The 25704-nt window shown below is 70.8% G+C and carries 24 protein-coding genes; 17 read left to right on the top strand and 7 right to left on the bottom strand.

Annotation, left to right across the window (positions count from 1 at the left end; translation table 11 throughout):
• Window positions 1-3: 3 nt before the first annotated feature.
• Window positions 4-1683: a methyl-accepting chemotaxis protein gene (locus ACT54X_RS20300; protein ID WP_476348189.1), complete on the bottom strand. Its 1680-nt coding sequence runs from the start codon at window positions 1681-1683 to the stop codon at window positions 4-6.
• Window positions 1684-2026: 343 nt separating this feature from the next.
• Here ACT54X_RS20300 and ACT54X_RS20305 point away from each other — a divergent pair, with 343 nt between their 5' ends.
• From ACT54X_RS20305 to ACT54X_RS20385, 17 genes are all read left to right on the top strand, one after another.
• The gene (locus ACT54X_RS20305) at window positions 2027-3490 is read left to right on the top strand and encodes a sensor histidine kinase (RefSeq protein WP_354319468.1); all 1464 of its coding nucleotides are present in this window, start codon (window positions 2027-2029) and stop codon (window positions 3488-3490) included.
• Window positions 3487-3966 (top strand): response regulator, encoded by a 480-nt coding sequence (locus tag ACT54X_RS20310; protein WP_476348191.1) that lies wholly within the window; start codon window positions 3487-3489, stop codon window positions 3964-3966. Before ACT54X_RS20305 ends, ACT54X_RS20310 begins: the two co-directional genes overlap by 4 nt.
• On the top strand, window positions 3950-4288 hold the full coding sequence (locus tag ACT54X_RS20315; RefSeq protein WP_114802715.1) for an Hpt domain-containing protein: 339 nt from the start codon (window positions 3950-3952) through the stop codon (window positions 4286-4288). The genes ACT54X_RS20310 and ACT54X_RS20315 overlap by 17 nt, the downstream gene beginning before the upstream one ends.
• Window positions 4246-4587 carry an STAS domain-containing protein gene (locus tag ACT54X_RS20320; RefSeq protein ID WP_294375579.1) on the top strand — a complete coding sequence of 114 codons (342 nt, stop codon included), beginning with the start codon at window positions 4246-4248 and terminating at the stop codon, window positions 4585-4587. The genes ACT54X_RS20315 and ACT54X_RS20320 overlap by 43 nt, the downstream gene beginning before the upstream one ends.
• Entirely contained in the window at window positions 4565-8008 is a 3444-nt protein-coding gene (locus tag ACT54X_RS20325) for a SpoIIE family protein phosphatase (RefSeq protein WP_476348194.1), read from the top strand. Before ACT54X_RS20320 ends, ACT54X_RS20325 begins: the two co-directional genes overlap by 23 nt.
• Window positions 8005-9552 (top strand): HD domain-containing phosphohydrolase, encoded by a 1548-nt coding sequence (locus ACT54X_RS20330; protein ID WP_476348196.1) that lies wholly within the window; start codon window positions 8005-8007, stop codon window positions 9550-9552. Before ACT54X_RS20325 ends, ACT54X_RS20330 begins: the two co-directional genes overlap by 4 nt.
• A 216-nt stretch (window positions 9553-9768) precedes the next feature.
• Window positions 9769-10617 (top strand): STAS domain-containing protein, encoded by an 849-nt coding sequence (locus ACT54X_RS20335; RefSeq protein WP_114802719.1) that lies wholly within the window; start codon window positions 9769-9771, stop codon window positions 10615-10617.
• Window positions 10618-10622: 5 nt separating this feature from the next.
• Entirely contained in the window at window positions 10623-11003 is a 381-nt protein-coding gene (locus ACT54X_RS20340; protein WP_114802720.1) for an STAS domain-containing protein, read from the top strand.
• Complete coding sequence (locus ACT54X_RS20345) at window positions 10993-11397, top strand: anti-sigma regulatory factor (protein WP_017757019.1); 405 nt, start codon at window positions 10993-10995, stop codon at window positions 11395-11397. Before ACT54X_RS20340 ends, ACT54X_RS20345 begins: the two co-directional genes overlap by 11 nt.
• Window positions 11388-12413, top strand: coding sequence for an ATP-binding SpoIIE family protein phosphatase (locus ACT54X_RS20350; protein ID WP_476348198.1), 1026 nt, complete (start codon window positions 11388-11390; stop codon window positions 12411-12413). The genes ACT54X_RS20345 and ACT54X_RS20350 overlap by 10 nt, the downstream gene beginning before the upstream one ends.
• On the top strand, window positions 12410-13345 hold the full coding sequence (locus ACT54X_RS20355; protein ID WP_114802722.1) for a sensor histidine kinase: 936 nt from the start codon (window positions 12410-12412) through the stop codon (window positions 13343-13345). The genes ACT54X_RS20350 and ACT54X_RS20355 overlap by 4 nt, the downstream gene beginning before the upstream one ends.
• Window positions 13327-15321 (top strand): hybrid sensor histidine kinase/response regulator, encoded by a 1995-nt coding sequence (locus ACT54X_RS20360; protein ID WP_476348201.1) that lies wholly within the window; start codon window positions 13327-13329, stop codon window positions 15319-15321. The genes ACT54X_RS20355 and ACT54X_RS20360 overlap by 19 nt, the downstream gene beginning before the upstream one ends.
• Window positions 15322-15403: 82 nt before the next feature.
• Window positions 15404-15727 (top strand): type II toxin-antitoxin system Phd/YefM family antitoxin, encoded by a 324-nt coding sequence (locus tag ACT54X_RS20365; protein WP_476348203.1) that lies wholly within the window; start codon window positions 15404-15406, stop codon window positions 15725-15727.
• On the top strand, window positions 15720-16121 hold the full coding sequence (locus ACT54X_RS20370) for a type II toxin-antitoxin system RelE/ParE family toxin (protein WP_294375553.1): 402 nt from the start codon (window positions 15720-15722) through the stop codon (window positions 16119-16121). The genes ACT54X_RS20365 and ACT54X_RS20370 overlap by 8 nt, the downstream gene beginning before the upstream one ends.
• A 55-nt stretch (window positions 16122-16176) precedes the next feature.
• Window positions 16177-17091, top strand: a complete 915-nt coding sequence (locus ACT54X_RS20375) for a restriction endonuclease (RefSeq protein ID WP_476348205.1) — start codon at window positions 16177-16179, stop codon at window positions 17089-17091.
• A gap of 366 nt (window positions 17092-17457) precedes the next feature.
• Window positions 17458-18741 carry a DUF6402 family protein gene (locus ACT54X_RS20380; protein ID WP_476348207.1) on the top strand — a complete coding sequence of 428 codons (1284 nt, stop codon included), beginning with the start codon at window positions 17458-17460 and terminating at the stop codon, window positions 18739-18741.
• Window positions 18742-18851: 110 nt separating this feature from the next.
• Complete coding sequence (locus ACT54X_RS20385; RefSeq protein ID WP_476348209.1) at window positions 18852-19403, top strand: hypothetical protein; 552 nt, start codon at window positions 18852-18854, stop codon at window positions 19401-19403.
• A gap of 166 nt (window positions 19404-19569) precedes the next feature.
• On the opposite strand, the gene ACT54X_RS20390 is transcribed toward ACT54X_RS20385, so the two are convergent.
• Genes ACT54X_RS20390 through ACT54X_RS20415 form a run of 6 tightly spaced genes read right to left on the bottom strand, consistent with a single transcriptional unit; the run spans window position 19570 to window position 25702 of the window.
• Window positions 19570-20559 carry a Bug family tripartite tricarboxylate transporter substrate binding protein gene (locus ACT54X_RS20390; protein WP_294375537.1) on the bottom strand — a complete coding sequence of 330 codons (990 nt, stop codon included), beginning with the start codon at window positions 20557-20559 and terminating at the stop codon, window positions 19570-19572.
• Window positions 20560-20561: 2 nt separating this feature from the next.
• Complete coding sequence (locus ACT54X_RS20395; RefSeq protein ID WP_476348211.1) at window positions 20562-21845, bottom strand: SDR family NAD(P)-dependent oxidoreductase; 1284 nt, start codon at window positions 21843-21845, stop codon at window positions 20562-20564.
• A gap of 8 nt (window positions 21846-21853) precedes the next feature.
• On the bottom strand, window positions 21854-22408 hold the full coding sequence (locus ACT54X_RS20400) for a nuclear transport factor 2 family protein (protein ID WP_476348213.1): 555 nt from the start codon (window positions 22406-22408) through the stop codon (window positions 21854-21856).
• Window positions 22405-22803: a VOC family protein gene (locus ACT54X_RS20405; RefSeq protein WP_476348215.1), complete on the bottom strand. Its 399-nt coding sequence runs from the start codon at window positions 22801-22803 to the stop codon at window positions 22405-22407. The genes ACT54X_RS20400 and ACT54X_RS20405 overlap by 4 nt, the downstream gene beginning before the upstream one ends.
• A complete protein-coding gene (locus ACT54X_RS20410; RefSeq protein ID WP_294375525.1) occupies window positions 22800-23567 on the bottom strand; it encodes an SDR family NAD(P)-dependent oxidoreductase in 768 nt (255 codons plus the stop codon). Before ACT54X_RS20410 ends, ACT54X_RS20405 begins: the two co-directional genes overlap by 4 nt.
• The gene (locus ACT54X_RS20415) at window positions 23564-25702 is read right to left on the bottom strand and encodes an acetate--CoA ligase family protein (RefSeq protein WP_476348217.1); all 2139 of its coding nucleotides are present in this window, start codon (window positions 25700-25702) and stop codon (window positions 23564-23566) included. The genes ACT54X_RS20410 and ACT54X_RS20415 overlap by 4 nt, the downstream gene beginning before the upstream one ends.
• Window positions 25703-25704 lie beyond the last annotated feature (2 nt).

Genomic DNA, 25704 nt, shown 5'->3' on the forward strand with positions numbered 1-25704 from the left:
GCCTCAGGCATGGGCCAGGCGGGAGGCCGGGGGCAGGTCGTCGGCGAAGGCGCCGGCGCCCTCCTCGCCGGCGTCGTCGAAGGCGCCGGCGTGGGCGGCGGGGGCCGTCAGGCCGCCCGCACCGGCGCCGCGGAACACGCTCACCGCCTGGCCCAGGTGCTGGGCCTTCTCCTCCAACGCGGCGGAGGCGGCGGCCACCTCCTCCACCAGCGCGGCGTTCTGCTGCGTCACCTGGTCGAGCTGGATCACCGTCTGGTTGATCTGCTGGATGCCGGCGGTCTGCTCGGCGCTGGCCGCGGCGATCTCGCCGATGAAGTCGGTGACGCGCTTGACGCTGTCGACCACCTCGCCCATGGTGCTGCCGGCCTCGCCCACCAGGCGCGTGCCGGCGTCCACCTTGGCCACGGCGTCGTCGATCAGCGCCTTGATCTCGCGCGCGGCCTGGGCCGAGCGCTGCGCCAGCTGGCGCACCTCGGCCGCCACCACCGCGAAGCCGCGGCCCTGTTCGCCGGCGCGGGCGGCCTCCACCGCGGCGTTGAGCGCCAGGATGTTGGTCTGGAAGGCGATGCCGTCGATCACGTCAATGATCTCCACCACCCGCTTGGACGAGCCGTGGATCGAGGCCATGGTCTGCACCACCTGCGCCACCACGCCGCCGCCCCGGGCCGCCACCTGCGAGGCAGAGACCGCCAGCTCGTTGGCCTGGCGCGCGTTCTCGGCGTTCTGGCCCACGGTGCTGGTGAGCTCCTCCATCGACGCGGCCGCCTCCTCCAGCGCGCTGGCCTGCTCCTCGGTGCGCGAGGACAGGTTCAGGTTGCCCTGCGCGATCTCGGTCGAGGCGGTGCTCACGCCTGCCACGCCGCTGCCCACGTCGGCGATGACGGCGACGAAGTTGGCGCTCATCTGGTTGAGGGCGCTGACCAGCGCCCGCGTCTCGTCGCCGCGGCGCAACACGAAGCGGCGCGGGTCGGCGCTGGCGATGGCGCGGGCGGTGCGCACTGCGGCATCCAGCGGGCCGAGCACGGTGCGCTCCAGCATCAGGCCCAGCACCGTCCAGGCCAGGGCCGAGGCGACGGACAGGCCGGCGAGCAGGCCGGTTGCCGATCCGGCCGCGCCGCTCCAGGCCAGCCACGCACCCACTGCGGCGCTGGCCGCCGCCAGCGTGCCCGTGGCCCAGGCCATGCGCCGGCGCAGCGGCAGGCGGCGCAGTGCGGCCATGGGATCGGCCCAGACCGGGCCGACCGGCTCGCCCTGGCGCACGCGCAGCCGGCTGCCGCCCTTGCGCAGGCGCTCGTAGAGCTGCTCGGCGGCGCGCACATCCTCGGGCGAGGGCCTGTTGCGCACCGACATGTAGCCCTCGATGCGGCCATCGGCGCAGATGGGGCTGGCGTTGGCCCGCACCCAGTAGAAGTCGCCGTTCTTGCAGCGGTTCTTGACGATGCCGGTCCACGGCAGGCCCTGCGCCAGCGTGGCCCACATGTCGGCGAAGACCTCCGGCGGCATGTCGGGGTGGCGAATGATGTTGTGCGCCCGGCCCAGCAGCTCCGATTCGGCGAAGCCGCTGATGTCCACGAAGGTGCCGTTCACGTAGGTGATGCGGCCCTTGAGGTCGGTGCGCGAGACCATGAAGCCGTTGGCCGGCAACTGGCGCTCCTGGGTGGTGATCGGCAGGTTGATCCGCATCGCTGTTCCTTGGCTGTCCGGCGCTGCCCGGGCAGATCCGGACAGGTCGTGGAAACAGATTGGAGCTAACAATACGTGACAAATCGTTTCTTCTCTGTGTCTTTTGTCGCCCGGGAAAGGCAGGCCGCCGTTTCTTGATTTGCGTCAATTCCATGTCCCAAATGAGCTCGCAGCATGGGGAGAGCGCCCATGGCAGCGACCGGCATGCGCCCGCGGAGCCCCTGCGCCGCGGTCGGATGTTCAGATTCAGGACAGAACGGCTTGTTACCTTTTGCCTGACCCTGTGTCACCTGCCGGTCACGCACAGCGGCACAACCACGAGACAAGCCGGACACCTTTCTCCATGCCTTCCAACCCTTATCCGACCTTTCACGTCCTCGTCGTCGGCGCCGACGGGGCCGCGCGCGCCGCCCTGTGCGCCCGGCTCGGGCGCACAGGCCACCGCGTGCGCCCCGTGGCCGGGGTGGGCGAGGCCGTCGCCTGGCTGGGCTCGGGCATTCCCACGGACGTGCTGCTGTGGCTGCCGGGCCCGGGCGAGTGGGAGCCCGAACGGGCCTGTGCCCGCCTGCGTGCCGGGGACCCGTGGCTGCCCATCGTGTCGCTGCTGGAGGCGCCGGACGAGGCGCGCGCCATCGAGGCCTTCGCGGCCGGCATGGACGACTGCCTGCATCTCGGGCTGAGCGACGCCCTGCTGGAGGCCCGGCTGGCACGCCAGGCCCAGCGCTCGGCCCTGCTGGCCGACTGGCGGCGCCAGCTGCAGCGCCAGCGCGGCATCCAGGACAACATCGCCGACGCCGTCGTCACCGTGGACGCGCAGGCGATGGTGGTGGACGCCAACCGCGCCGCGCTGCGCCACTTCGGCGAGGCCGGCGCGCGCAGCCTGGCCGGCCAGCCACTGGAGGCCGTCATCGGCGCGGCGCCCGGCCAGCTCGCCACCGGCGAGCGCCTGTGGCTGCGCACGGCCGACGGCAACGGCTTCTGGGCCCAGGCCAGCGCCAGCCGCTGGTGCGAGGGCGGCGCCGTGCGCACGACCTGGGTGCTGCGCGACCTGACCGAGGCGCTGCGCAACGAGCGCATGCGCGACGAATTCCTGGCCAGCGTCAGCCACGAGCTGCGCACGCCGCTGACCTCCATCCTCGGCGCCGTCGGCCTGCTGGCCTCGGGTGTGGCCGGCCGGCTGCCGCCGACCGCACAGCCCCTGGTGGCCGCCGCGCAGCGCAACGGCGAGCGCCTGGGCAAGCTGATCGACGACGTGCTGGACCTGGCCAAGCTCGAAGGCGACCGCATGACCCTGCATTGCCAGTCGCAGGCGCTGGCCCCGCTGGCCGGCGAGGCCGTGAGCGCCGCGCAGGCCTATGCGGCGCGTGCCGGCGTGCAGCTGCGGCTGCGCTGCCCGGCCACCACGCCGGTCACGGGCCGCGGCGCCAGCGTGGATGCCGACCGCCTGCTGCAGGTGCTGGCCAACCTGATCTCCAACGCCATCAAGCATTCGGCGCCCGGCCAGACGGTGCTCATCGAGCTCAGCGACACCGGCGACGGCCAGCGCATCGCCGTCACCGACCAGGGCCGCGGCGTGCCGGCGGCGTTCCGCTCCCGCCTGTTCGAGAAGTTCGCCCAGGCCGAGGGCGGCGACCAGCGCGGGCCCGGCGGCACCGGCCTGGGCCTGCACCTGGCGCGGCTGCTGGTACAGCGCATGGGTGGACGCATCGGCTACGCGCCCGGCGCCGGCGAGGTCGGCTCCACCTTCGACGTCTGGTTCCCGGCCGAACCGGCCCCGCAGCCGGCCCGCGCGAGGGCGGTGCCATGAGCGTTCACCCGGCTGTTCCGAAGAGTGCCTGCACCGCAGGCGAAGCCGACGGTGTTCGGATCGACGCACCCCTCGACGGCGACGACGCGCTGCGGCGCGTGATGTGCGTGGAGGACGACGACGACATCCGCTACATCCTCGACTTCAGCCTGCGCCAGATCGGCGGCTACGAGGTCTGCGCGGTGGGCAGCGGTGCCGAGGCGCTGCAGGCCGCCCCCCGCTTCCGGCCCGACCTGGTGCTGCTGGACGTCATGATGCCGCAGCTGTCCGGCCCCCAGACCCTGCAGCAGCTGCGGCAGCTGCCCGGCATGGAAGGCGTGCCGGTGGTCTTCCTCACGGCCAAGGCGATGCCCGAACAGCTGGAGGAGCTGCTGCGCCACGGTGCCACCGGTGTGATCGTCAAGCCCTTCGACCCCGTGCGCCTGCCGCAGGACATCCGCATGTACTGGGAGCACGGCCGTGGGCCCCGGGGCTGACCGCGGCGGGCCCGCCTACGCGGCGCTGCGCCGCCGCTTCCTCGACGGCCTGCCCCAGCGCCGGGCGGCCATCCTGGAGGCCGCCGATGCCCAGGGCCGCCAGCAGGCGCTGCACCGCCTGGCCGGTGCCGCCGGCAGCTACGGCTTCGCCGCGCTGGGCGAGCTGGCGCGCCATGCCGAAGGGCAGACCGACCCGGCCGGCATCCGCCAGGCCCTCGATGCACTGGAGGCCGCCCTCGACGGCCTGATCGCCCCCGCCCGCGACGGAGACACGCCACCATGGAAATCAGCAGCCACCCCGCCGGACACGACATCGTCGTGATCGCCCTGCGCGAGGCCAACCTCGACGCCAGCAACGTGCGCGAGTTCAAGGAGACCATGCAGGCCCTGGTCGGCCCCACGGCGACGCGGGTGGTGTTCGACCTGCAGGGCGTGAAGTTCATCGACAGCTCGGGCCTGGGCGCGCTGATCTCCTGCCTGCGGCAGCTCAATGCCCGGCGTGGCGACCTGCGGCTGTGCAACCTCACGCCCACGGTGCAGGCGCTGCTGGCACTGATGCGCATGAACCGCGTGTTCCAGATCTTCCCGGACCGGCAGGATGCCGTCGCCTCCTTCGACTGAGGCGGGCCAGGACGCAGGTCCGCACCCGCGCGCCGACGCCGGCCCCGACGCCGCACTGGAACGCGCCCTGCGCCGGCGCGAGCAGCAGTTGCGCTGGGTGGGCCTGCTGGTGGCCGTCGCGGTGCTGCTGACGCTGGCCACCCGGCTTGCGCTGGGCTGGAACAATCTGCGCGACGAAGCGCGGGAACATGCCCGGCTGCATGCCGCGGCGCTCGCCAGCCTGGTGGACGCCAGCCTGGACCGGGCGGAAGCGGCCACGCGGGCCCTGGCAGCGGCCATGCCGGCCGGCCCGTTGCCGGCCGCGCCCGGGGCGGCCGCGCTGCCTGCCACCGCCGGGGAAGGCCTGCGGCCACCATGGGACCACGAACTGCTGGCGGTGCTCGCGCTCGACGAGCGCGGCGCAGGCCTGACGCAGGGCGGGGCGACACTGCTGCCGCCGCCCGCCAGTCTGGGGCTACCGGCCACGGCCTCCGCCTGCGACCCGTGCGTCGGCCGGCGGTTGTCCGCGGCCGCACTGCCCCCCGCCCTCGCGCAACGTGCGCCGGGCGGGGTCGTGCCGGTGCTGCGCTCCCTGCCGGGCCAGCGAGGCTGGGCCGTGGCCCTCCTGCAGGCCGACAGCCTGGACCGGCTGACCGAGGCGCTCGCCCAGGAGCGTGGGGGTTGGGCCGTGCTGGTCGGCCGCAGCGGCGAGGTGCTGACGGCCAGCGCGCGCGCGCCCTGGCAGGCCGGCACGCAGGCCGGTGCCGTGGCCGCCGGCGACCTGGCCGCCGAGCAATGGCTGCCGCAGCGGCCCCTGAAGGTCCTGGTCGTCCAGCCCCGACAGCCGCTGCTGCAGTACCTGCTGCGCCAGATCCGCCCCGGCGTGGCCCTGACCCTGTTCACACTCGCCATCGTGCTGCTGGCGCTGCGCGCGCTGCGCCGCAGCATCGCCAGCCAGCGCACGGCGCGCGCCACCCTGGCGCGCCTGCATGCGCAGGGCGAGCAGCGCGCCCAGCGCTGGCGCCGCGCGCTGGCGGCGTCGGGCGACGCGCTGTGGGAATGGCGGCTGCCCGACGGCCGGGTCGACCTGAGCGAGCGCTGGGCCGCCATGCGCGGCGAGCCGCCGGCCGAATGCCGCTACGACAGCGCCGCCTGGTTGGCCCTGCTGCATCCCGAGGACCGGCACACACTGGCGGACCGGCTCGCCCGCCATCTGCGCCGGGAGCTCGCCAGCCTGCACTGCGAGGCCCGCGTGCGCTGCGCCGACGGCCGCTGGAAGTGGATGCTGCTGCGCGGCGTGGCCCTGCCCGTGACGCGCGGCGGCCAGGAGGCCATGCATGTGCTGGGCTTCGTCACCGACATCGCCGACCAGCGCGCCAACGAAGCGGCCCTGAGCACCGCCCAGGCCCGGCACCAGGCCGTGCTCGACAGCGCACTCGACGCCGTCGTCACCGCCGACGCCCGCGGCAAGGTGGTCGACTTCAACCCCGCGGCCGAACGCATGTTCGGCCTGCCGCGCGAGCAGGCGCTGCACCGCCCCATCCACCGCCTGCTGGCACCCGGCGAGGCCCGGCGCGCCATGCGCCAGCGGGCGATGCACGCCCTGCGCGGCGCCGGCGTGGGCATGCATGGGGGCGGCCGCATCGACGTGATGGCGCTGCGGGCCAACGGCGAGCACTTCCCGGTGGAGGCCACGGTGGTGGCGGTGCGCGCCGGCGCGCAGACGCTGTTCACCGCCACCATGCGCGACATCTCGGAGCAGCGCCGCGTGGAGCGCGCCCTGCGCGACAGCGAGGTGCGCGCCCGCGCCACCTTCGAGCAGGCGGCCGTGGGCATCTTCCTGCTGGACGAGCGGCAGCAGCAGCTGGTGCGCGTCAACCAGACGCTGTGCCGCCTGCTCGGCCGCGACGCCGCCGCGCTGCTGGGCCTGCCGCTGCAGCACCTGCTGCATCCGCTGGACGCACCCGCCGTGATGGAAGGCACCGAACGGCTGTTCGACGGTGCCGGTTCCAGCCTGCGGCTGGAGGCGCGGCTGGTGCGCGCCACGGGTCGGCCGCTGTGGGTGCGGCTGACCGCCTCGCTCGCGCGCGACGACCGGGGCCGCGTGCTCTACCTCATCGGCATCGTCGAGGACATCGAGGAGCAGCGCCAGCACCGCGAGGACCTGCGCGCCGCACGCCAGCGGGAGGTGATGATCAGCGCCCGCATCCAGGCCTCGCTGCTGGTGGCCGCGCCTGCCGTGGACCTGCCGGGCCTGTGGCTGAGCAGCTTCAACCATGCCTCGCAGGACATCGACGGCGACTTCTTCGAGGTGATGCGCCCGGGCCCGCGCTGCGTGGACCTGATCGCCGGCGACGTGATGGGCAAGGGCGTCAATGCCGCGCTGCTGGGCGCGGCCGTGAAGATGCAGTTCAGCCGCTCGCTCGTGGAACTGATGATGCAGCCCGCCGCCCGCGACGCCACGCCCGAGCCGGCCGACATCCTCAACGCCGTGCACGCGGCCATGACACCGCACCTGCAGGCGCTGGAGACCTTCGTCACCCTGGCCTACGTGCGCATCGACCTGGCGCGCGGCCTGCTCACCTGGTGCGGCTGCGGCCATGAGGAGGTGATGCACATCGGCCCGGGCGGCGCCGTGGCGCTGCTGCGCAACCAGCATCCGCCACTGGGCGTGCTGGCCGACACCCGCTTCACGCAGGAAAGCCGGCCCGTGGGCCCGGGCGACGCCCTGCTGCTGCATTCCGACGGTCTGTGCGACGCCCGCCTGGCTGACGGCGAGCGCGTGGGCGTGCAGCAGGTGCATGCCGCCTTCCGCCGGCTGGCCCAGCACCATGCCACGCCGGCCGCCATGCTGCACCGCATGCGCCAGCAGTTGCTGGCCGGCACCATGCTGACCGACGACGTGACGCTGGCCACGGTGCGGGTGTTCGACCCGCAGCAGCCCGTTCAGCGCCTCGAACTGCCCGCCGAGCCGGGGGCCATCGGCGCCCTGCGGGCCCTGGTGGACCGCGGCCTGGCCGAGGCCGGCCAGACCTCGCCGGCCAGTGGCCTGTTCACCGTGGCGGTGGTGGAGGCCTTCACCAACATCGTGCGCCACACGCGCGGGCGGCTGCCGCAGGCGCCGGTGGAGGCGCTGCTGCGGCGGCCGCCCGACGCGCTGGAGGTGTCGCTGATCCACATCGGCGAGCCCTACGTGCCGCCCGAGGACGAGCTGCCGACCAACTTCGACGAGTACCCCGAAGGCGGCTTCGGCCTGACCATCATCCGCAAGGCCTGCGACCAGGTCGACTACCTGCACCACGACGGCGTGAGCACCGTGCGGCTCACCCGCTGGCTGGACGAGGCCGCTCCTGGCGGGAGTTTGCAGTCCCGTCACGATCTGGCCGCCCCCTCGGCCGTCCAATCCCAGGACCGCCCCCAACCCCACTCCCAGCCCGCATGAACATCGCCCTCCTGGAAGACGACCCCGATCAGCGGGACCTGGCCACCCTGTGGCTCAGCCACGGCGGCCATCAGGTGACCAGCTTCGGCAGCACCGGCGAGCTGATCCGCGAGCTGGGCTCGCGCCGCTACGACCTGCTGGTGCTGGACTGGACGCTGCCCGACGGCACCGGCGGCGACGTGCTGACCTGGCTGCGCAACCGCCCGGGCGTGCAGCCGCCGGCCATCGTGCTGACCTCGCGCGACGAGGAGGCGCACGTGGTCGAAGGCCTGAACAGCGGCGCCGACGACTACCTCGTCAAGCCCGCGCGCCCGGCGGAACTGCTGGCCCGCATCAGCGCCCTGAGCCGCCGCGCCCGCACGCGCGGCCCCCAGGTGCTGGAGCTGAACGGCTACCGCGTGGACCTGGTGCAGCACCGCATCGCCGTCGACGGCACGGCGGTCGACCTGACGCAGAAGGAATTCGACCTGGCCGTCTACCTCTTCCAGAACCCGGGCGTGCTGCTGTCGCGCGAACACCTGCTCAACCGCGTCTGGGGCAGGACGGCGGACGTGACCACCCGCACGGTGGACACCCACATCAGCCGCCTGCGCCGCAAGCTGCGGCTGGACGGCCAGGGCCCGCTGCGCCTCACGCCGGTGTACGGCCAGGGCTACCGGCTGGACGCGGTCGAGCCGGCCGGCGCCGAGGTGGACACCGGCGCGGACCCGCAAGCCGGAACGGCCCTGCACACGCCCGCATGCGTCGCCGAACCGGCGGCCGGGCAGCCGGCCGCCTGTGCAGACGCCGGCCCGGCCCCCGGCGCCGACGAAGCCGCCGGGCGGGACACCACCGCCGCGGCGGGCATCGACTGCTGCCCGGGCGTGCTCGCCCAGGGTGGCCCCGCCGAGCCCCGCGAAGTGCTGGACCACCTGGCGCGCGCCGCGCGCTTCCGCGATGGCGAGACGGCCTCGCACATGGTGCGGGTGGGCTTCCTGGCCTGGGCCCTGGCCCTGGCGGCCGGCTGCAGCCCCGAAGCCGCACTGCTGCTGCGGCAGGCCGCGCCCATGCACGACGTCGGCAAGATCGGCGTGGCCGATGCGCTGCTCAAGCACCCGGGGCGCTTCTCGTCGGACCAGCACCGGCAGATGGAGGCCCACACCGTCATGGGCGCCGAGATCCTCGGCGGCTCCGACCTGCCGCTGCTGCGCCTGGCCGCCGAGATCGCCCTGACCCACCACGAGCGCTGGGACGGCGGCGGCTACCCGCGCGGCCTGCGGGGCGACGCCATTCCGCTGCCGGGGCGCATCACGGCCCTGGTCGACTTCTTCGATGCGATGGTGAGCGAGCGCCGCTACCGCGCGCGCATGAAGCCCGAGGAGGTGCTGCGCCTGCTGCATGCGCAGAGCGGCGCGGCCTTCGACCCCACGCTGGTGTCGATCTTCATCCGCCACGGCGAGCACATGGCACGGGTGTGCGAGCAGGTGATGGAGCGCGGCCTGGGCTTCGGCGCGCTGAGCGACCCGCATTCGCTGGACTTCGCGGCGCTGCCAGTCGGCGCTTGAGGCGCCGGGCGGCCGCGCTCCCGAGCGACCGGCCCGCCTCGGCCCGTCGCACTGCACGGGCGCAGCGCGCGCCATGGCGGATGGCAGGCGCAATCCGTGTGGGCCAACAGCGCAAAAGAGGTATCGGCTGACAACGACGGCTGTCACCTTTTCCTACACTTTTGGACGCTCCCGCATCCCCATCCCTACAAGGGAGCATTCAACGAGGGCCTCCCCATGAACCCGGAAACCGCGGCCCTTGTCCGTGCTCTGAACGACGATGCCACCGCCGTGGTCGAGGAATGGATGCGCGAGCTCCAGGCCACCACGCAGGGCGGCCTGCATGCCAGCGCCAAGGCCGAGGCCACGGCCGTCGCCGATGGCCTGCGCAGCGCCCTCGAAGCCGGGGGCGATGCGCAGTCGCTCCAGGGCCCAGCCTGGCAGGCGCTGCGGCGCACGCTGGAGCAACTGTCGGCCAGCCGCGCCGCCAAGGGCGATTCGGCCGGCGCCACCAGCGTCTTCGTTCTGGGGCTCAAGAAGCCCCTCTTCGGCCGCCTGCAGCAGGCCTTCGCGCAGGACCCGGCCGCCATGGGCAGCGCCCTGTGGACGCTCTCCGCCCTGGTCGACCGCCTGGCGCAGCACACGGCCGACACCTTCCAGCAGTCGCGAGAGGACGTCATCCGCCGCCAGCAGGAGGACCTGCTCGAACTCTCCACCCCGGTGGTCAAGCTCTGGGACGGCGTGCTGGCCGTGCCGATGATCGGCACGCTGGACAGCAACCGCACCCAGGTCGTCATGGAGACGCTGCTGCAGACGGTGGTGGACACCGGCTCGGCCCTGGCCATCATCGACATCACGGGCGTGCCCACGGTGGACACGCTGGTGGCCCGCCACCTGCTCAAGACCGTCACGGCCATCCGCCTGATGGGCGCCGACTGCATCATCAGCGGCATCCGCCCGCAGATCGCGCAGACCATCGTGCACCTGGGCATCGACCTGCAGGGCATCGTCACCAAGGCCACGCTGGCCGACGCGCTGGCGCAGGCCCTCAAGACCAACGGCTGGCGCATCAGCCGCGAGGCCTGAACCCCATGGACCGCATCCCGATCCTGCGCATGGGCCAGACCCTGCTGGTCACCATCCAGATCGACCTGCAGGACCAGACCGCCATGGCGCTGCAGGAAGACCTGGCCAACCGCATCGCGGCCACCGGCGCCTCCGGCGTGCTGATCGACATCTCGGCGCTGGAGGTGGTCGATTCCTTCATCGGCCGCATGCTCAGCACCATCTCGGGCACGGCCGCCATCCTCTCGGCCACCGCGGTGGTGGTGGGCATGCAACCGGCCGTGGCCATCACCCTCGTCGAGCTGGGCCTGTCGCTCGACGGCGTGCGCACCGCGCTGGACGTCGAGCGCGGCATGGCGCTGCTCGATCGCCTGCGCGCCCAGCCGGGAGCCCGCCTTGGCGCCTGAACCCACCGGCACCCTGCCGCTGGCCAGCGAGCAGCACATCGTCGCCAGCCGGCAGACGGTGCGCGCCCTGTGCCAGGAGCTGCGCTTCTCGCTGGTGGAGCAGACCAAGATGGTCACCGCCGCCAGCGAGCTGTCGCGCAACACGCTGATCCATGGCGGCGGCGGCCGCATGCACTGGGCCGTGCTGCAGGAAGGCGCGCGCCGCGGCCTGCAACTGCGCTTCGAGGACGAAGGCCCCGGCATCGCCAACATCGACCTCGCCATGTCCGACGGCTACACCTCCGGCGGCGGCATGGGCCTGGGCCTGCCGGGCAGCAAGCGGCTGGTGAACGACTTCGACATCCGCTCCACGCCCGGCCAGGGCACTTGCGTGAGCATCGTGAAGTGGAAGTGATCCGCGGCTGGACGCACCGCGCGTTCCCCATCGAGGACCTGAGCTTCGTCGGCGAAGCCCGGCGCCATGTGGCGCGCCTGGCCGCCGAGCGCGCCTGGCCCGAGCACGACGCCGCCCGCGCCGCGTTGGTGGCCACCGAGCTGGGCACCAACCTCGCCAAGCATGCGCAGGCCGGCCAGCTGCTGGTGGCCGCGCGCGATGCGCTGGGGGACATCGAGCTGATCGCGGTCGACCGCGGTCCGGGCATGCCCGACCTGGCGCGCTCGATGCGCGACGGCTTCTCCACCACCGCCACGGCCGGCACCGGGCTGGGCGCCATCGCGCGGCAGAGCGAGGGGTTCGACCTCCATTCGCTGCCCGGCATGGGCACCGTCTGCCTGGCCCGCGTGCGGCCGAGCACGGGCACGGCCGTGGCCGCCCCGGCCCGGGCGGACGCCTTCGACTGGGGCGCCGTGTGCGTGCCGGTGCGCGGCGAGACCGCCTGCGGCGATGCCTGGATGCTGGCCTTCGACGGCCGCCGCGCCGCGGCCCTGCTGGCCGACGGGCTGGGCCACGGGCCCGAGGCGCAGGTCGCCGCCCAGGCGGCGCTGGACGGTTTTGCCAGCCGCCCCTTCGACGACGGCGCGGCGACGATGCAGTCCGTGCACGAGCGCCTGCGCACCACCCGGGGCGCGGCCGTGTTCGGCCTGTGGATGGAGGGCGAGGCACTGCGCTACACCGGGGCCGGCAATGTGGCGGGCCGGTTGGTCTCGGGCACCGCCGACAAGGCCCTGGCGACGGCCCACGGCACGCTGGGGCTGCAGGTGCGCCGCTTCGACATGACCCCCGCGACGCGGCCGCCGCATGCGCTGGCCCTGCTGCACAGCGACGGCGTGCAGACCCGCTGGCCCGGCGCCGCGCTGGCGCCGCTGCTCGCGCGCGAGCCCACGCTGCTGGCGGCGCGCATCTTTGCCGACCATGCCCGCGGCCGCGACGATGTCTGCGTCGTCGCGCTGCGCCCCAAGGAGGGCCCATGACCGAATCTCCGCAAACCGACGCGCGGGTGCTGCAGCTGCAGCAGCGCCTGCAGGCCGCCGAAGCCGAGGCTGCCCTGCTGCGGGAGGAGCTGGAAGAGACCAACCGCGGCGTGGTCGCCCTCTATGCCGAGCTGGACGAACAGGCCATCGCCCTCAAGCGCGCCACCGAACTCAAGAGCCGCTTCCTGTCGCACATGAGCCACGAGTTCCGCACGCCGGTCAATGCCATCCGCAGCATCGCGCGGTTGCTGAGCGACGAGGTGGACGGCCCGCTCTCCGACGAGCAGCGCCGGCAGGTGCAGTTCATCCAGACCTCGGCGCGCGAGTTCGCCGAGATGGTGGACGACCTGCTCGACCTGGCCAAGATCGAGGCCGGCCGCGTGGAGATCTCGCCGGCCTGGTTCGAGATGGTCGACCTGTTCTCGGCGCTGCGCGGCATGTTCCGGCCCATGCTGGAGAACCAGCAGGTCAGCCTCGCCTTCGAGGAGCCGAGCGACCTGCCGCGGCTGTACACCGACGACCGCAAGCTCTCGCAGATCCTGCGCAACTACGTCTCCAACGCCCTCAAGTTCACGCCGCAGGGCGAGGTGCGCGTGGCGGCCTGCCGCCTCGGCGAGGACCGGGTGCGCTTCTCGGTGAGCGACACCGGCATCGGCATCGCCCCGGAGCACCAGGCCTCGGTCTTCGACGACTTCTCGCAGGTGGATTCGCCGATGCAGAAGCGCCTGCGCGGCACCGGCCTGGGCCTGGCGCTGTGCCGCCAGCTGGCCGGCCTGCTGGGCGGCGAAGTGGGCGTGGAGAGCGAACTGGGCCGCGGCTCCACCTTCTGGCTCACCCTGCCGATGCAGCTGCCGGATGCGCCGGCGCCCGCGCCCGCGCGCACGGGCGCGCCTGCCGATCAGCCGGAGGTCGCGTGGAAACCACCCGTGTGATCCACACCACCATCGACCGGGGTGCCCACCGCATCCTGGTGGTGGACGACCATCCGACCACGCGCTACTCGACCGCTCGCACGCTGCGCGCGGCCGGCTTCGCCACCGAGGAGGCGGCCTCCGGCGGCCAGGCACTGGCGCTGGCCGCCCAGGGCATGTCGGCGCTGGTGCTGGACGTGCACCTGCCCGACGTGGACGGCTTCGAGGTCTGCCGGCTTTTGCGCGAGGACCCGCGCACCGCCAGCCTGCCGGTGATCCACCTGTCGGCCACCTTCGTCCAGGACCGCGACAAGGTGGCCGGCCTCAACGCCGGCGCCGACGCCTACCTGGTGCACCCGGCCGAGCCCGCGGTGCTGGTGGCCACGCTGCAGGCGCTGATCCGCGCGCGCAGCGCCGAGGACCGGCTGCGCCAGAGCGAGAGCCGCTTCCGCGCCATCTACAACCAGGTGCCCGACGGCATGGCCCTGCTCGATGCCGCCGGCCGGCTGGACGACGTGAATCCCGCCCTGGCCTCGCAGTTGGGCCGCGCGCCCGAGGCGCTGATCGGCCTGGAGCTCGCCGCCCTGGCGGTGCCCGGCGCGGCGGCCCAGGTGCAGGCCTTCGTGGCCCAGGCCGCGGCCGCCCAGGGGGGCAGCCCCGGCAGTGTGCGGCGCGCCGAGTTCCCGCTGCTGCATGCCGACGGCCACGAGGTGCCGCTGGCCTGGAGCCTGTCGCCGCACGGCGCCACCGGGCTGCTGGTGGCGGTGGCGGTGGACATCTCAGACCGCCTGGCGCTGGAGCGCGCGCGCCAGGAGGTGCTGGAGCGCGAACAGGCCGCCCGCGCCATGGCCGAGCGCCACAGCCGCACCAAGGACGACTTCGTGGCCGTGCTCTCGCACGAGCTGCGCACGCCACTCAATGCCATCAGCGGCTGGGTGCACATCCTGCAGAAGCATGGCGGCCGGCCCGACCTGATGGCCAAGGCGCTGGACGCCATCGCCCGCAGCGTCAAGGCGCAGAGCCGCATCATCTCGGACATCCTCGACGTCTCCCGCGTCAATGCCGGCAAGCTGCGGCTGCACCGCGAGTGGACCGATCCGGTGGAACTCACCCATGCGGCCATCGACGCGCTGAAGGACGACATTGCCGCCCGCTCGCTGCGCGTGCTGCCGCAGGCCGACGACGATGCACGGCAGAGCGCCTGGCTGGACCCGACGCGCTTCCAGCAGATCGTGTGGAACCTGCTGAACAACGCGATCAAGTTCTCGGTCAACGGCGGGCGCATCGACGTGACGCTGCGGCGCGAAGGCCGGCAGCTGACGCTGGAGGTGCAGGACCAGGGCAAGGGCATCGCGCCCGACTTCCTGCCGCACCTGTTCGACCGCTTCGCCCAGAGCGACGGGCCCGACAACCGCCTCCATGGCGGCCTGGGCCTGGGCCTGTCGATCGTCAAGCGCCTGGCCGAGCTGCACGGCGGCGCCGTGCAGGCCTTCAGCGAGGGCGAAGGCCGCGGTGCCCGGCTGGTGGTGCGGCTGGATGTGGCGCCGGAGGACATGCCCGCGCAGCCCGTCAGCACCGAGCCCTCGGCCGAGAGCGGCCCGGCGACCCACCGCGACCAGCCCCTCGCCGGCCAGGACGTCCTGGCCGTGGAGGACAGCCCCGACGCCGCCGAAATGCTGCAGGTGGTGCTGCACGAGGCTGGCGCGCAGGTGCGCGTGGTGCACGACCACGACAGCGCCCTGGCCGCCATGCGCGAGCGCTGGCCCAGCCTGCTGGTCAGCGACATCGGCTTGCCCGGGCGCGACGGCTACGAACTGGTGCGGGCCCTGCGCCGACTGGAGGCCAAGGCCGGCCATCCACGTGTGCGCTGCGTCGCGCTCACCGCCTTCTCCCGTCCGCAGGACCGCGACCGTGCGCTGGAGGCCGGCTTCGACGCGCATGTCTCCAAGCCGCTGGACACGCATGCGCTGCTGGCGGCGTTGCGCGAGGGTGGTTGAGCGGCCCGCGGGCCGCCCCGCGCTCGACACGCGCGAGTCTGTCTTAGACTGCGCAGAATTCTGCACTCTCAAGGAGCCGGCCATGGGCTTTTCAGCCAGCGACGTCGTGCCTTTTACCCAGGCACGCGCCAACCTCTCGGAGTTGGCCGACCAGGCCAAGGCCGGTGCCGAAAAGATCATCACCAAGAACGGGGAAAGCTACGTCGCGCTCATCGACGCCGACCGGCTGGACTACTACCACCGCCTGGAGCGGGAGCGCATCCACCTGCTGCTGATCGACGATGCCCGACGCGGCATCGCCGACATCGAGGCCGGCCGCACCTACGGGGCCGATGCGGCCCTTGCCCAGCTTCAACAGCGCCGCGCGGCCTTCCCCACTGGCAAAGCCGCCAGGAAGCGTGGCTGAGGCTCTGCATCGGGTCGAACTGACCGCAAGCTTCCTGGAGCGGCTGGACGCCATCGAGGCCTTTCTGGCAGAAGCCGACGCGGCATTCGCCTTCGATGATCTGCTGGCCGGCCTGCGTGCCACGGTCATCCCCAATCTGGCCCGGTTCCCCCGCATCGGCCGGCGCTACCTGGACAACCCGCCGCAGTCGGCCGAAGCACTGGCCCAGCTCGCAGCACTGCCGGCCGGCGCAGCCAGTGCTCTGCGCGAGTACCTGCATGGCGACTACCTGATGCTCTACACCGTCATGGACGCCAGTGCGACGGTCTATCTGCTGTCCATCCGGCACCACCGCCAGCTTTCATTCGACTTCGCCCGCCTGTGGCCGGGCGCCCACCCGCAGGAGCGGCGCTGAGCTTTCATGTCCTACCTCTATCAAGTCCCGCCACAACGCACAAGCGAGCGAAATCATGGCTGAAATCACCCGCCGCCGCACCGGCGAATTTCTGCGCGAGCTCTTCAGCATCCTGATGTCAGCGCCAGAAGGCATGCGAGGCAGTGAAGCATTGCAGGTGCTGGCCAGCAGCGTCACCTTGTCACCCTACGAGGCCGACAGCTATGAATCCGGCGGGCGCCGCTTCGAGAAGATCGTCCGCTTCGCCACGGTCGATTGCGTCAAGGCGGGCTGGTTGGTGAAGGACAAGGGCATCTGGACCATCACCGAGGCAGGCCAGGCGGCCCATGCGGAGCTGCAAGACCCCGAGGCCTTCTACAAGCGTGCCTGCAAGCTGTACGCGGAATGGAAGGCCGCACAGCCTGACTCCGAGGGCAGCGCTGCGGAGGTGGCCGCCGCCGCGAATGCGGTGAACGACGTGGACAACAACGCCAAGGCGGCGAGTGTCACCTTCGACGAGGCCGAAGAGCAGGCCTGGGCAGAGGTGTCGCAGTACCTGCGCGCGATGAATCCTTACGACTTCCAGGAACTGGTGGCCGACCTGTTGCGCGCCATGTCGTACCACGTCAGCTGGGTGTCGCCGCCCGGCAAGGATGGTGGCGTGGACATCCTGACCTGGCCCGATGCGCTGGGCACGCGCCCGCCGCGCATCAAGGTTCAGGTGAAGCGACAGCAAAACACCGTCGGCGTCGAAGGCCTGCGGTCTTTCATGGCCGTGCTGGGCGATGACGACGTAGGCCTGTTCGTCTGCACCGGCGGTTTCACCAAGGATGCCGAGGCCGAAGCCCGCACGCAGGAAAATCGACGCATCACCTTGATCAGTCTTGAGAAGCTGTTCGACCTTTGGGACGAGCACTACGACAAGCTGACCGACAGGGCCCGGCGCCGGCTGCCGCTGCGCTCGATCCGCTTTCTGGCGCCGGGCGGTTGAGCGGACAAGGGGACATGCATGAGGGAACCGCCCTTTTCGTTGCCGGCGGGTCCTGCTTTACGAGACTGAGGAGGTTGTACCCGGGCGGGATGCCGGCTCGGCAGTAAATTCAGAAGGACCGACAGAATACGCGGGCCCCGGTTGCCGGCGAGTAGTTGCTGCAGCCTGAGGGTGGGGCTGATGTAGAAAGAAGATGAGCAGTGCCGGGAATTTTTGGCATTCCACGTTCCGTATGCCAAGGGAATATGGATAAGGTCGAGGCATCGCCCGAACCTTTAAAAATCCCTCAAAAAGTCAATGCTCGGAAACATTATCTCAAGCCTTCAGCGGTATTCTGACGAACTCCACCGGGATAGGCACCCATATTTGAAACCTGAAGTTCAGCTATTCGGCTTGAAATGGACCGTCAAAGAGGCCGGCTTCGGTTGCCGCCCCAGCCCGACCCAGACGTCCATTGAAATGCTTAAAAACCCGCCGCCGATTTTTGGCGGTGCGCCGCCCCCGCCACCCCCTTCAGCTCCGCCGTCATCAAACCCCGGAATCAATGGAAACGGTGCGGCGAAGGGCACTACACATGCCGGTGCAGCAGGAATTCAAAGGCCTTCGGTAGCGCAGAATTCGAACGGCAACATTATCGATAAGAAGGAAAACTGTCCCGTTGTGCCACCGTTCGATATGCTGGATTTGCCGACCGGCATGCGGGCAATGGGTTTCACAAAGGCGGCCTACCGCGCCGACCGTTGGTTCCGTGGTCAAGCTCATGTGATTAAGGATGGTTCGGCGGATATCGAGTCTCTTCAATTCTTGGACACCGACACTTTCAAACTGGATTGGATATTGAGTTTCGGGCTGGTGAAGAGAAAATTCGATGCACTCAAGGATGCCGACACAAATGCACCCGAAAACATATACAACAATAAATCTAGGGAGGCGCTTAAAAAGGTCCTTAAGAGATTCGTCGACAAGCACAATAATTCCTGCCCCAGCCCCTTGTCCACTTGGAGTTATTCAGAACAGGACATTCAAAAGCTGCACCGTGATTTTCAATTCCAGAGAATTAAGGTGACAATGGTGGATGTACTGGGAGGGATATTGGAAATATCCCAAGGAAAGATAAAGAATTCCCAGATCATGAACGATCTGGCTGCGTCGCTGGCGAACTTCTACTTTTATGCAGCGGTCGCTCACGCCACTGTTCGCACCCGTCGGTATATGCGATACGGCAGTGAAGGTCAGACGAAATGCACACAGACCACCGTGGAGGTGTCACATATCTACGTGTATGCAAAGGACGTTTACTCATTCAACGACGAGACGCAAACCTCCCAGTATTTGGGACATTGGAATCGTTATGGCGTAATAATTTCTGCGGAATCATACGCCGCAAGCCTGCTGGAAAAAGAACACGGCAGCAGATCAGAAATTTATCTTCCGCCCGTGCCCAGGAATCTGGACAGGCCACTGGACACCGGTAATAGTTTATTGGCGAAGCAAGTATATTACCCAGTTAGAAACAGGGACTTTGAGACTTGGCGCCACTTGAAGAACCGTGGCGGCGACTTCGCTATTTTTTCGGACACAAGAAAGATAAAACTCGCGAAGCCTATAACCATAGATCTCGATGAAATATGCGAGATGTATCGGCGCTAACCTCGGGCCATTTTATGCGCCGGATATACAGACTCTTAATCGTTGGCCTTCGATGCCTTCTTTTGTTCGCAACAGCGGTCCTACTCGCTGCTGCCTATAAGTTGCTTTATGTGCACATCAACTCGAAAAATGGGCTTGACGGGCTGCTTGAACCTTACGTTCGGCCTTTAGGATGGATTGCAGCGGCCGCCGCATTTTCCTTGATATTCATCCAGGTTAGTCGGCTGACGTGGTTGAAGACGATCCATCATCGGATGGGAGCTTCTTTACTCATCATTATGGTAGGAATTTTTTGCGGTTCCATCGTGTTTCCACAGCACTACGGAGCATGCGATGAATTCACCAAAGAATTGGGCGGCGGTGTGCGCACGTTCAAGGGTGAGCCAGTCAAGATAGAGCTTTGCAGCACCCGCAACCATATCAACTACAACCTCATGGATGCCGGTCGGGTCCGGCTGCGCATTCTGTTCATGAATGACCGCCTTTGGGCAGAACGAACGTTTATGCCCGTTTTGACCAGCCAGGGACCGCTGACCATCAAGTACGGAGAGGATTATTTGACCTACTACGACGAGGCCAGCGATGAATCGGAAGTCAGGATGAAAATGCCGCCGTCTTATTGGGAGTGGCTTAAGGCGAAATTCCCCAAACTCCTGCCATAGCAATTGCAAAGAAGTCGCCCCTAAAAAAACCCCCGCCCCTGCAGTCACACTGGATTCCCGGCATACATCCATCCAGACAGGCTGCACTTCGCCATTCCTGGCAAGAAGTCGGCTGAGCGGATCGCGCAGCGTGCTGCAGCCACGCGGGCGCGGCGCCGTGCCCCCCTCACTCCACCCGCAGCCGCGCCGTCCTCGCCAGCGCCTGCCAGCTGTCCATGTCGCGCCAGACGGTGGCGCTGAATTCCTCGGCCGACTTCAGCGGGGGGCGCGGCATGTTCTGCACCGCGAACTTCTGCACCACCTCCGGCGTCGCCAGGATGCGGTTGATCTCGCGGTTGAGCCGCTGCACCACCGCTGGCGGCGTGCCGGCCGGCACGAAGACGCCATACCAGCCATCGACGTCGAAGCGGTAGCCCTGCTCGGTGAGCGTGGGCACCTCGGGCAGTGCAGGACCACGCGCGGAGCCGGTGCAGCCCAGGGCCACCAGCTTGCCGGCGCGGATGTGGGGCACCGGCGAGGCGATATCCACGAAGCCCACGCCGATGGTGTTGGCCAGCAGATCGGCCACCAGCGGCGAGACGCCCTTGTACGGCACATGCGGCATGACCAGCCCGTATTCGGCCTTGATGCCTTCCATCACCAGGTGGCCGGTGGAGCCACTGCCCCAGGAGCCGTAGGCGATGCGGTCCGGCTGCGCCCGCGCGGCGCGCACCAGGTCGGCCAGCGAGCGCAGCCCGGTGGCGGGATGGGCCACCAGCAGCACGCCGGCCGATCCCACCTGCGCCACCGGTTGCAGGTCCTTGCGGGCGTCGTAGGGCATGCGCGGCTGGATCACCGGGTTGATGGCGATGGCCGACGAGGGCGACAGCAGCAGCGTGTAGCCGTCGGCCGCAGCCCGCGCCACCGCCTCGTTGCCGATCAGCCCATTGGCGCCGGCCCGGTTGTCGACCACCACCGGCTGGCCCAGGGCTTCCTGCAGGCTCACGGCCAGCAAGCGCGCAAAGATGTCGGAGCCGGCACCGGGCGGGCCGGGCACCACCAGCTTGAGCGGCCGTTGCGGCCAGACGCCGGACTGGGCGTGGGCCAGCGCGGGATGCAGGCTCAGCAGCGCGGCGGCGGTGAGCAGGTGCCGGCGATTGCAGATCGGCTCGTTCATGGTCATGTCTCCGGGTTTGGGATCGTTGTCGTCGCTGCGGCGGCCCGCAGCCATTGGCCGGTGAGAAAGCGCGAGCGCGGACCGGCGACGAAGGCCAGCAATGCCTGCGTGGCGGCATCCACGCCGGGCCCGTCGATGGCCAGGGCATTGATGCGCCGGCCCTGGCTGCCCCATTCGGCGGCCAGCGTGTGCAGCAGCATGCGGGCGGCGGCCGGGTCGCCGGCCTGCGCCCAGGGCAGCGCGGGCTGCGCGGCAGGCACCAGCAATGTCAGGCTGGCCTGCATCGGATGCGCCAGACGGAAGCGCCGCGCGGCGGCCTGCAAGGTGGCCAGCCACTGGCCCGGCGGCGCCGTCATCAGGCTCGCATCGAGCACCGCGGGATAGCCCCCTGTGCCTGTGGACGCGCCGGCCTCCTGCGGCGTGCAGACCCTATCCAGCGGCGGCAGTGGCGCCTCCGCCGGTGGCAGCGGCTGGCTGCCACCGCACACCGACGATCCGCCGTCCAGCACCAGCAACTCGCCGGACAGCGGCCGGGCGCCCTCGCCCGCCAGAAAGCACAGCGCCTCAGCCATGTCCTCCGGCTCGGCCATATGGCCCAGCGGGATCTTGGCCGTGGCCTGCGCGGGCACCAGACGGCCGCTGTCGATCAGCTGCTGCACCAGCTCGGTCCGCACGAAGCCCGGCGCCAGCGCGGTGACCGTCCAGTCCGGGCGCGCCTGTGCCAGGGCGCGAGTCTGGGCGATCAGAGCAGCCTTGCTGGGGCTGTAGAGGCCGCGCCAGGGAATGGCGCGCAGGCCCGCGCCAGAGGCCACGTTGACGATGCGCGCGCCGGGCCGCAGCCGTGAGGTGCAGGCCTGCACCAGCCGCGCGGGCGCTTCGAGGTTGAGGGCCAGCAGCCGTTGGCTTTCGGCGTCGAGCGCATCGCGTCCGCCGGCCGACATGCCGGCGTTGTTGATCAGTGCATCGAGCGGCGGCAGGTCGGCTCCTGCCAGCGCAGCGATCTGCGCTGCGTCGCACAGGTCGATGGCGCGGACCTGCGGCGCGGGCGCTTCAGCCGGCCAATCGGCGGCCAGTTGCGCGAGGCGGGTGGCGTCGGCATCGACAAGCACGCAGTGCCAGCCATCGCGCGCGAGCCGCAGCGCGGTGGCGCGGCCGATGCCCGCGGCCGCGCCGGTGATGAGCACGTGGCGGGGCGCTGCGCCACCCCGGGGCCGGATGGCCGCAGTGGCGAAGCCGCTTGCGGCCTCGCCTGGGCCGGGCACGCGGTCCGGCGCTGCCGGGTGCATGCCCCTCGTCATCGCCGGGCCGGCTCGTGCAGGGCCGCGAGGAGCGCATAGACCGGATCGGCCGGCGCCATCGCCGCCGTCGGCTGGCGCACGCCGAAGAGCTGCGCATCGTCCTGCGCCAGCTCGGGCCGCGCGCGCTCCTCGATCCAGTCGTAGACCACCGTGCGGTCGGCCACGCGCCATTCGCCCTCGCGGCGCTCGAAGCGGTCGACGTAGCGGCCACAGAGAAAGGTCTCGCGCCCGGGTTGCGCCGCCGTCGACTGCAGCGCGAGAAAGCTGCTCTCGACCGCCGCCGCGTCGCCGGCGAGTTCGATCAGGATGTTGCTGATCTGGTGCACCCGCCGCCCGCCCTGGCGCAGCCTGGCCAGCGCCTGGTCGATGAAGCCCGTGGCACTTCCCTTCCAGGCGCCGTGGCAGTCCGTGGCATCGGGCCAGTAGGCCGAGCGCAAGGCCGCCTCGTCGCAGCGGTCGATGCCGCGGCAGTAGCGGTACAGGCAGTCGCGGATGGCCTCGCGGTCCAGCAACGTCTGCAGCGCGGCCGTGTCGACGGCGGAGGCGCTCACAGCTGCGCCTTGGCGTCTGCCGGAGGCGAGCGCCGGAAGATCTGCACCACATGGCCCTCCGGATCGCGCAGCGACAGCACGGCGCCATGGGCGCCCATGTCGCGCAGACCCAGCACCTCGCCGCCGGCCGCGGCGATGCGTTCCGAAGCGCCGTCGAAGTCCGCGACCTCGAACACCATCACCGCGCCCGAAGTGGCCGGCGCCGCCTCCTCGCGGCAGGCCAGCGAGACATTGCCGCCGCCCACGCCGTACTGGTACCAGCGCTCGCCGTCGGCGAACTTGAGCGACAGGCCCAGGGCCTCGCTGTAGAAGGCGTGCAGCGCAGCCGGCCGCTCGGCCACCAGGTAGACGTTCTGCAGCCGCGTGGGCGCGAAGGACTTTGCTGGCGCGCTCACAGCGAGGTCTCCGAGGCACCGCCGTCCAGCCGCAGCACTTCTGCATTGAGGAAGCGCGCCTCGTCGCTGGCCAGGAAGACGATGGCGTCCGCGATGTCCTGCACCGTGCCCAGCCGGCCCAGCGGCGTGCGCGCGATGCGCTTGGCATCCAGCTCGGCATTGCGGTTGCGCACCGTGCCCTCGGTGGGCACCGCGCCCGGCGCCACCGCATTGACGCGGATGCGGCGTGCGCCCAGGTCGGCCGCCGCGGCGCGGGTGATGCCCAGCACGCCGGCCTTGATGCCGCTGTAGACCACCGAGCGCATCGGCGACTTGAAGGCCGCGATGGAGGCCACGTTGACGATGGCGCCGCCCCGTTCGGCATCCATGGCCTCGGCCGCGGCCTGGATGCCCCAGATCACCGACTTGAAGCCGATCTCCACCATGCGGTCCATGACCTCGGGCGTGATCTCGGGCAGCGACTGATAGCGGACCCAGGCGGCGTTGTTGACCATCACGTCGAGGCGACCGGCATCGGCCGCGAAGCGCTGCACCGCCTCGCGCATGCCGTCGCGGGTGGCGACGTCGCAGGGCAGGCCGATGGCCTGGCCACCCGCGGCGCGCACCGCGGCCACGGCGTCTTCGACGAACTCGGGCTTGAGGTCGTTGATGCCGACGACGGCGCCGCGGGCCGCCAGGGCCAGGGCTGTGGCACGGCCGATGCCGTGGCCGGCGCCACTGATGAAGGCCGTGCGGCCGGCGAGAGAGGAAAGGGTGGCGGTCATGGATGAACGTCCTTCTTGTTCGTCGAGGTGGGCACCAGCAGCGCATCGAGCGCATAGGCACCCTGGCCGGCGTCCAGCACCACCAGCGGGTTGATGTCGATCTCGGCCACGTCGTCGGCATGCCGGGCGGCAAAGCGCGACAGCGCGGCGATGGCCTGGGCCGCGGCCGCCACGTCGGCCTTGGGCCGGCCGCGCGCACCGTCGAGCAGCGGGAAGGACTTGAGGGAGCGCAGCATGGCCTCGGCCGCCGCAGCATCCACCGGCGCGGGCCGCAGGGCCACGTCCTTCCAGATCTCGGCATGGATGCCGCCCAGGCCCACCATGACCATGGGACCGAAGACCGGGTCGGTCTTGGTGCCCAGGATCAGCTCGCAGCCGGCCGGCGCCATCTGCGCCACCAGCACGCCGTCGATGCGGGCCCCCGGCGCCTTCTCGGCCACGCGGGCGAGCATCGTGTCATGCGCATCGATGAGCTGGCCCTCGCTGCGCACACCCACCGCCACGCCGCCCACCTCGGTCTTGTGGGCGATGTCGGGCGACACGATCTTGAGCACCGCCGGAAAGCCGATGGCGCGTGCCGCGGCCACGGCCTCGTCGCGCGTGGCCGCGACCACCTCGCGCAGCACCGGCAGGCCGGCGGCGGCCAGGGCCGCCTTGGCGCTGGCCTCGGTGGCGAAGGCCTTGGCCGGCAGCGGCGTACGGGGCATTGCCTCGACCCCGGATGGTTGTGAGGACTGCATGCCCAGCGTCGCCAGGGCCGCCACGGCGGCGCAGGCCGCGTCGATGCCCTCGATGGCCGGAATGCCCAGCGCATCGAGCTGCCGCCGCACCTCTGCCGGCGCCCGAGCGCACAGCACGATGAGCCGCTGCGGATGCCGCTCGCGCATCTGCGTGAGCGCGGCCAGGAAGACGTCGCGCAGCCGCGGCACATGGAAGGCGTTGGCCGACTGCAAGAGCAGCGTGTCGCAGGCCGGATCGGCGGCCACGGCGTCCAGCACCTGGGCCAGCAGCTCGGGCCGGCTGGAGACCTGCGCCGTCATGTCCACCGGATTGGCCGGCGCCGCGAAGGCCACTGCCTGCAGGATGCGCTGCTGGGTGGCCTCGGCGAGGCGCGGCAGCGTCAGGCCCTGCGCGCTGGCCGCATCGGCCAGCAGCACGCCGAAGCCGCCCGAGGCCGTGAGCACGGCGATGCGCCGGCCCGTGGGCAGGCGGCCTTCGCCGAGCACGGCCAGCGCGTGGCCCACGTCCAGCAGTTGCTCGATGCTGGGCACGCGCAGGGCGCCGCCCTCGCGCAGCACGGCGTCGAACACGGCGTCGGAGCCGGCCAGTGCGCCGGTGTGCGAGGCCGCGGCGGCACTGCCCGCTTCGGAGACGCCCACCTTCAGCACCACCAGGGGCTTGCCCGCGGCACGGGCCAGGGCCATGGCGCGGCGCAGCTTGTCGCCGTCGCGGCAGGTCTCCATGCAGCAGAGGATGACGCGGGTGCCCGGGTCGGCCGCGGCCGAAGCGATGGCATCCGCGATGTCCACATCGCATTCGTTGCCGGTGGTCAGCATGCGGCTGATGCCCAGGCCCCGCTCGGACGCGAGGCGCAGCGTGTAGCTGCCCAGGTTGCCGCTCTGCGAGACGATGCCCACGGGCCCCGGCGCCGGAAAGGCGGACTCCAGCGCCACCGAGAAGGTGGCGATGCTCTTGGCCGGCACGCCGATGGCGCCCAGGCAGTTGGGGCCCACCACGCGCAGGCCCGTCTCACGGGCGATGCGGCCGATCTCGGCCTGCAGCCGGGCCCCCGCCTCGCCCATCTCGGAAAAGCCCGCGGAGAGCACCACGGCCGCCTTCACGCCGCGGGCGGCGCAGTCGCGCACGGCCTGCGGCACGCTCTCGGGCGGCACGGCGATGACGGCCAGCTCGGGCGCCTCGGGCAGCGCGGCCACGTCGGGATACGCGCGCAGCGATTGCACGTCGGCCGCCTTGCGGTTGACCGGATAGATCGCGCCGGCAAAGCCGTACTTGCGCAGGAACTGCAGCGGCCGGCCACCGATCTTGGTCACGTCGTCGGAGGCGCCCACGATGGCGATGGAGCGCGGCGTGAACAGCGCCTCCAGTCCGTGGCCGACGTCGATGTCGGGGCGCATGC

This window comes from Pseudacidovorax sp. DMC4, from assembly GCF_056314265.1.

What these genes read in the sequence shown, in the direction of transcription:
- ACT54X_RS20340 (WP_114802720.1), top strand. Translation starts at nt 10,623, where the DNA reads ATGGACCGCATCCCGATCCTGCGCATGGGCCAGACCCTGCTGGTCACC.
- ACT54X_RS20410 (WP_294375525.1), bottom strand. Translation starts at nt 23,567, where the DNA reads ATGACCGCCACCCTTTCCTCTCTCGCCGGCCGCACGGCCTTCATCAGT.
- ACT54X_RS20415 (WP_476348217.1), bottom strand. Translation starts at nt 25,702, where the DNA reads ATGCGCCCCGACATCGACGTCGGCCACGGACTGGAGGCGCTGTTCACG.
- ACT54X_RS20375 (WP_476348205.1), top strand. Translation starts at nt 16,177, where the DNA reads ATGGCTGAAATCACCCGCCGCCGCACCGGCGAATTTCTGCGCGAGCTC.
- ACT54X_RS20310 (WP_476348191.1), top strand. Translation starts at nt 3,487, where the DNA reads ATGAGCGTTCACCCGGCTGTTCCGAAGAGTGCCTGCACCGCAGGCGAA.
- ACT54X_RS20330 (WP_476348196.1), top strand. Translation starts at nt 8,005, where the DNA reads ATGAACATCGCCCTCCTGGAAGACGACCCCGATCAGCGGGACCTGGCC.
- ACT54X_RS20365 (WP_476348203.1), top strand. Translation starts at nt 15,404, where the DNA reads ATGGGCTTTTCAGCCAGCGACGTCGTGCCTTTTACCCAGGCACGCGCC.
- ACT54X_RS20395 (WP_476348211.1), bottom strand. Translation starts at nt 21,845, where the DNA reads ATGCACCCGGCAGCGCCGGACCGCGTGCCCGGCCCAGGCGAGGCCGCA.
- ACT54X_RS20325 (WP_476348194.1), top strand. Translation starts at nt 4,565, where the DNA reads ATGCCGTCGCCTCCTTCGACTGAGGCGGGCCAGGACGCAGGTCCGCAC.
- ACT54X_RS20355 (WP_114802722.1), top strand. Translation starts at nt 12,410, where the DNA reads ATGACCGAATCTCCGCAAACCGACGCGCGGGTGCTGCAGCTGCAGCAG.
- ACT54X_RS20320 (WP_294375579.1), top strand. Translation starts at nt 4,246, where the DNA reads ATGGAAATCAGCAGCCACCCCGCCGGACACGACATCGTCGTGATCGCC.
- ACT54X_RS20390 (WP_294375537.1), bottom strand. Translation starts at nt 20,559, where the DNA reads ATGAACGAGCCGATCTGCAATCGCCGGCACCTGCTCACCGCCGCCGCG.
- ACT54X_RS20300 (WP_476348189.1), bottom strand. Translation starts at nt 1,683, where the DNA reads ATGCGGATCAACCTGCCGATCACCACCCAGGAGCGCCAGTTGCCGGCC.
- ACT54X_RS20305 (WP_354319468.1), top strand. Translation starts at nt 2,027, where the DNA reads ATGCCTTCCAACCCTTATCCGACCTTTCACGTCCTCGTCGTCGGCGCC.
- ACT54X_RS20335 (WP_114802719.1), top strand. Translation starts at nt 9,769, where the DNA reads ATGAACCCGGAAACCGCGGCCCTTGTCCGTGCTCTGAACGACGATGCC.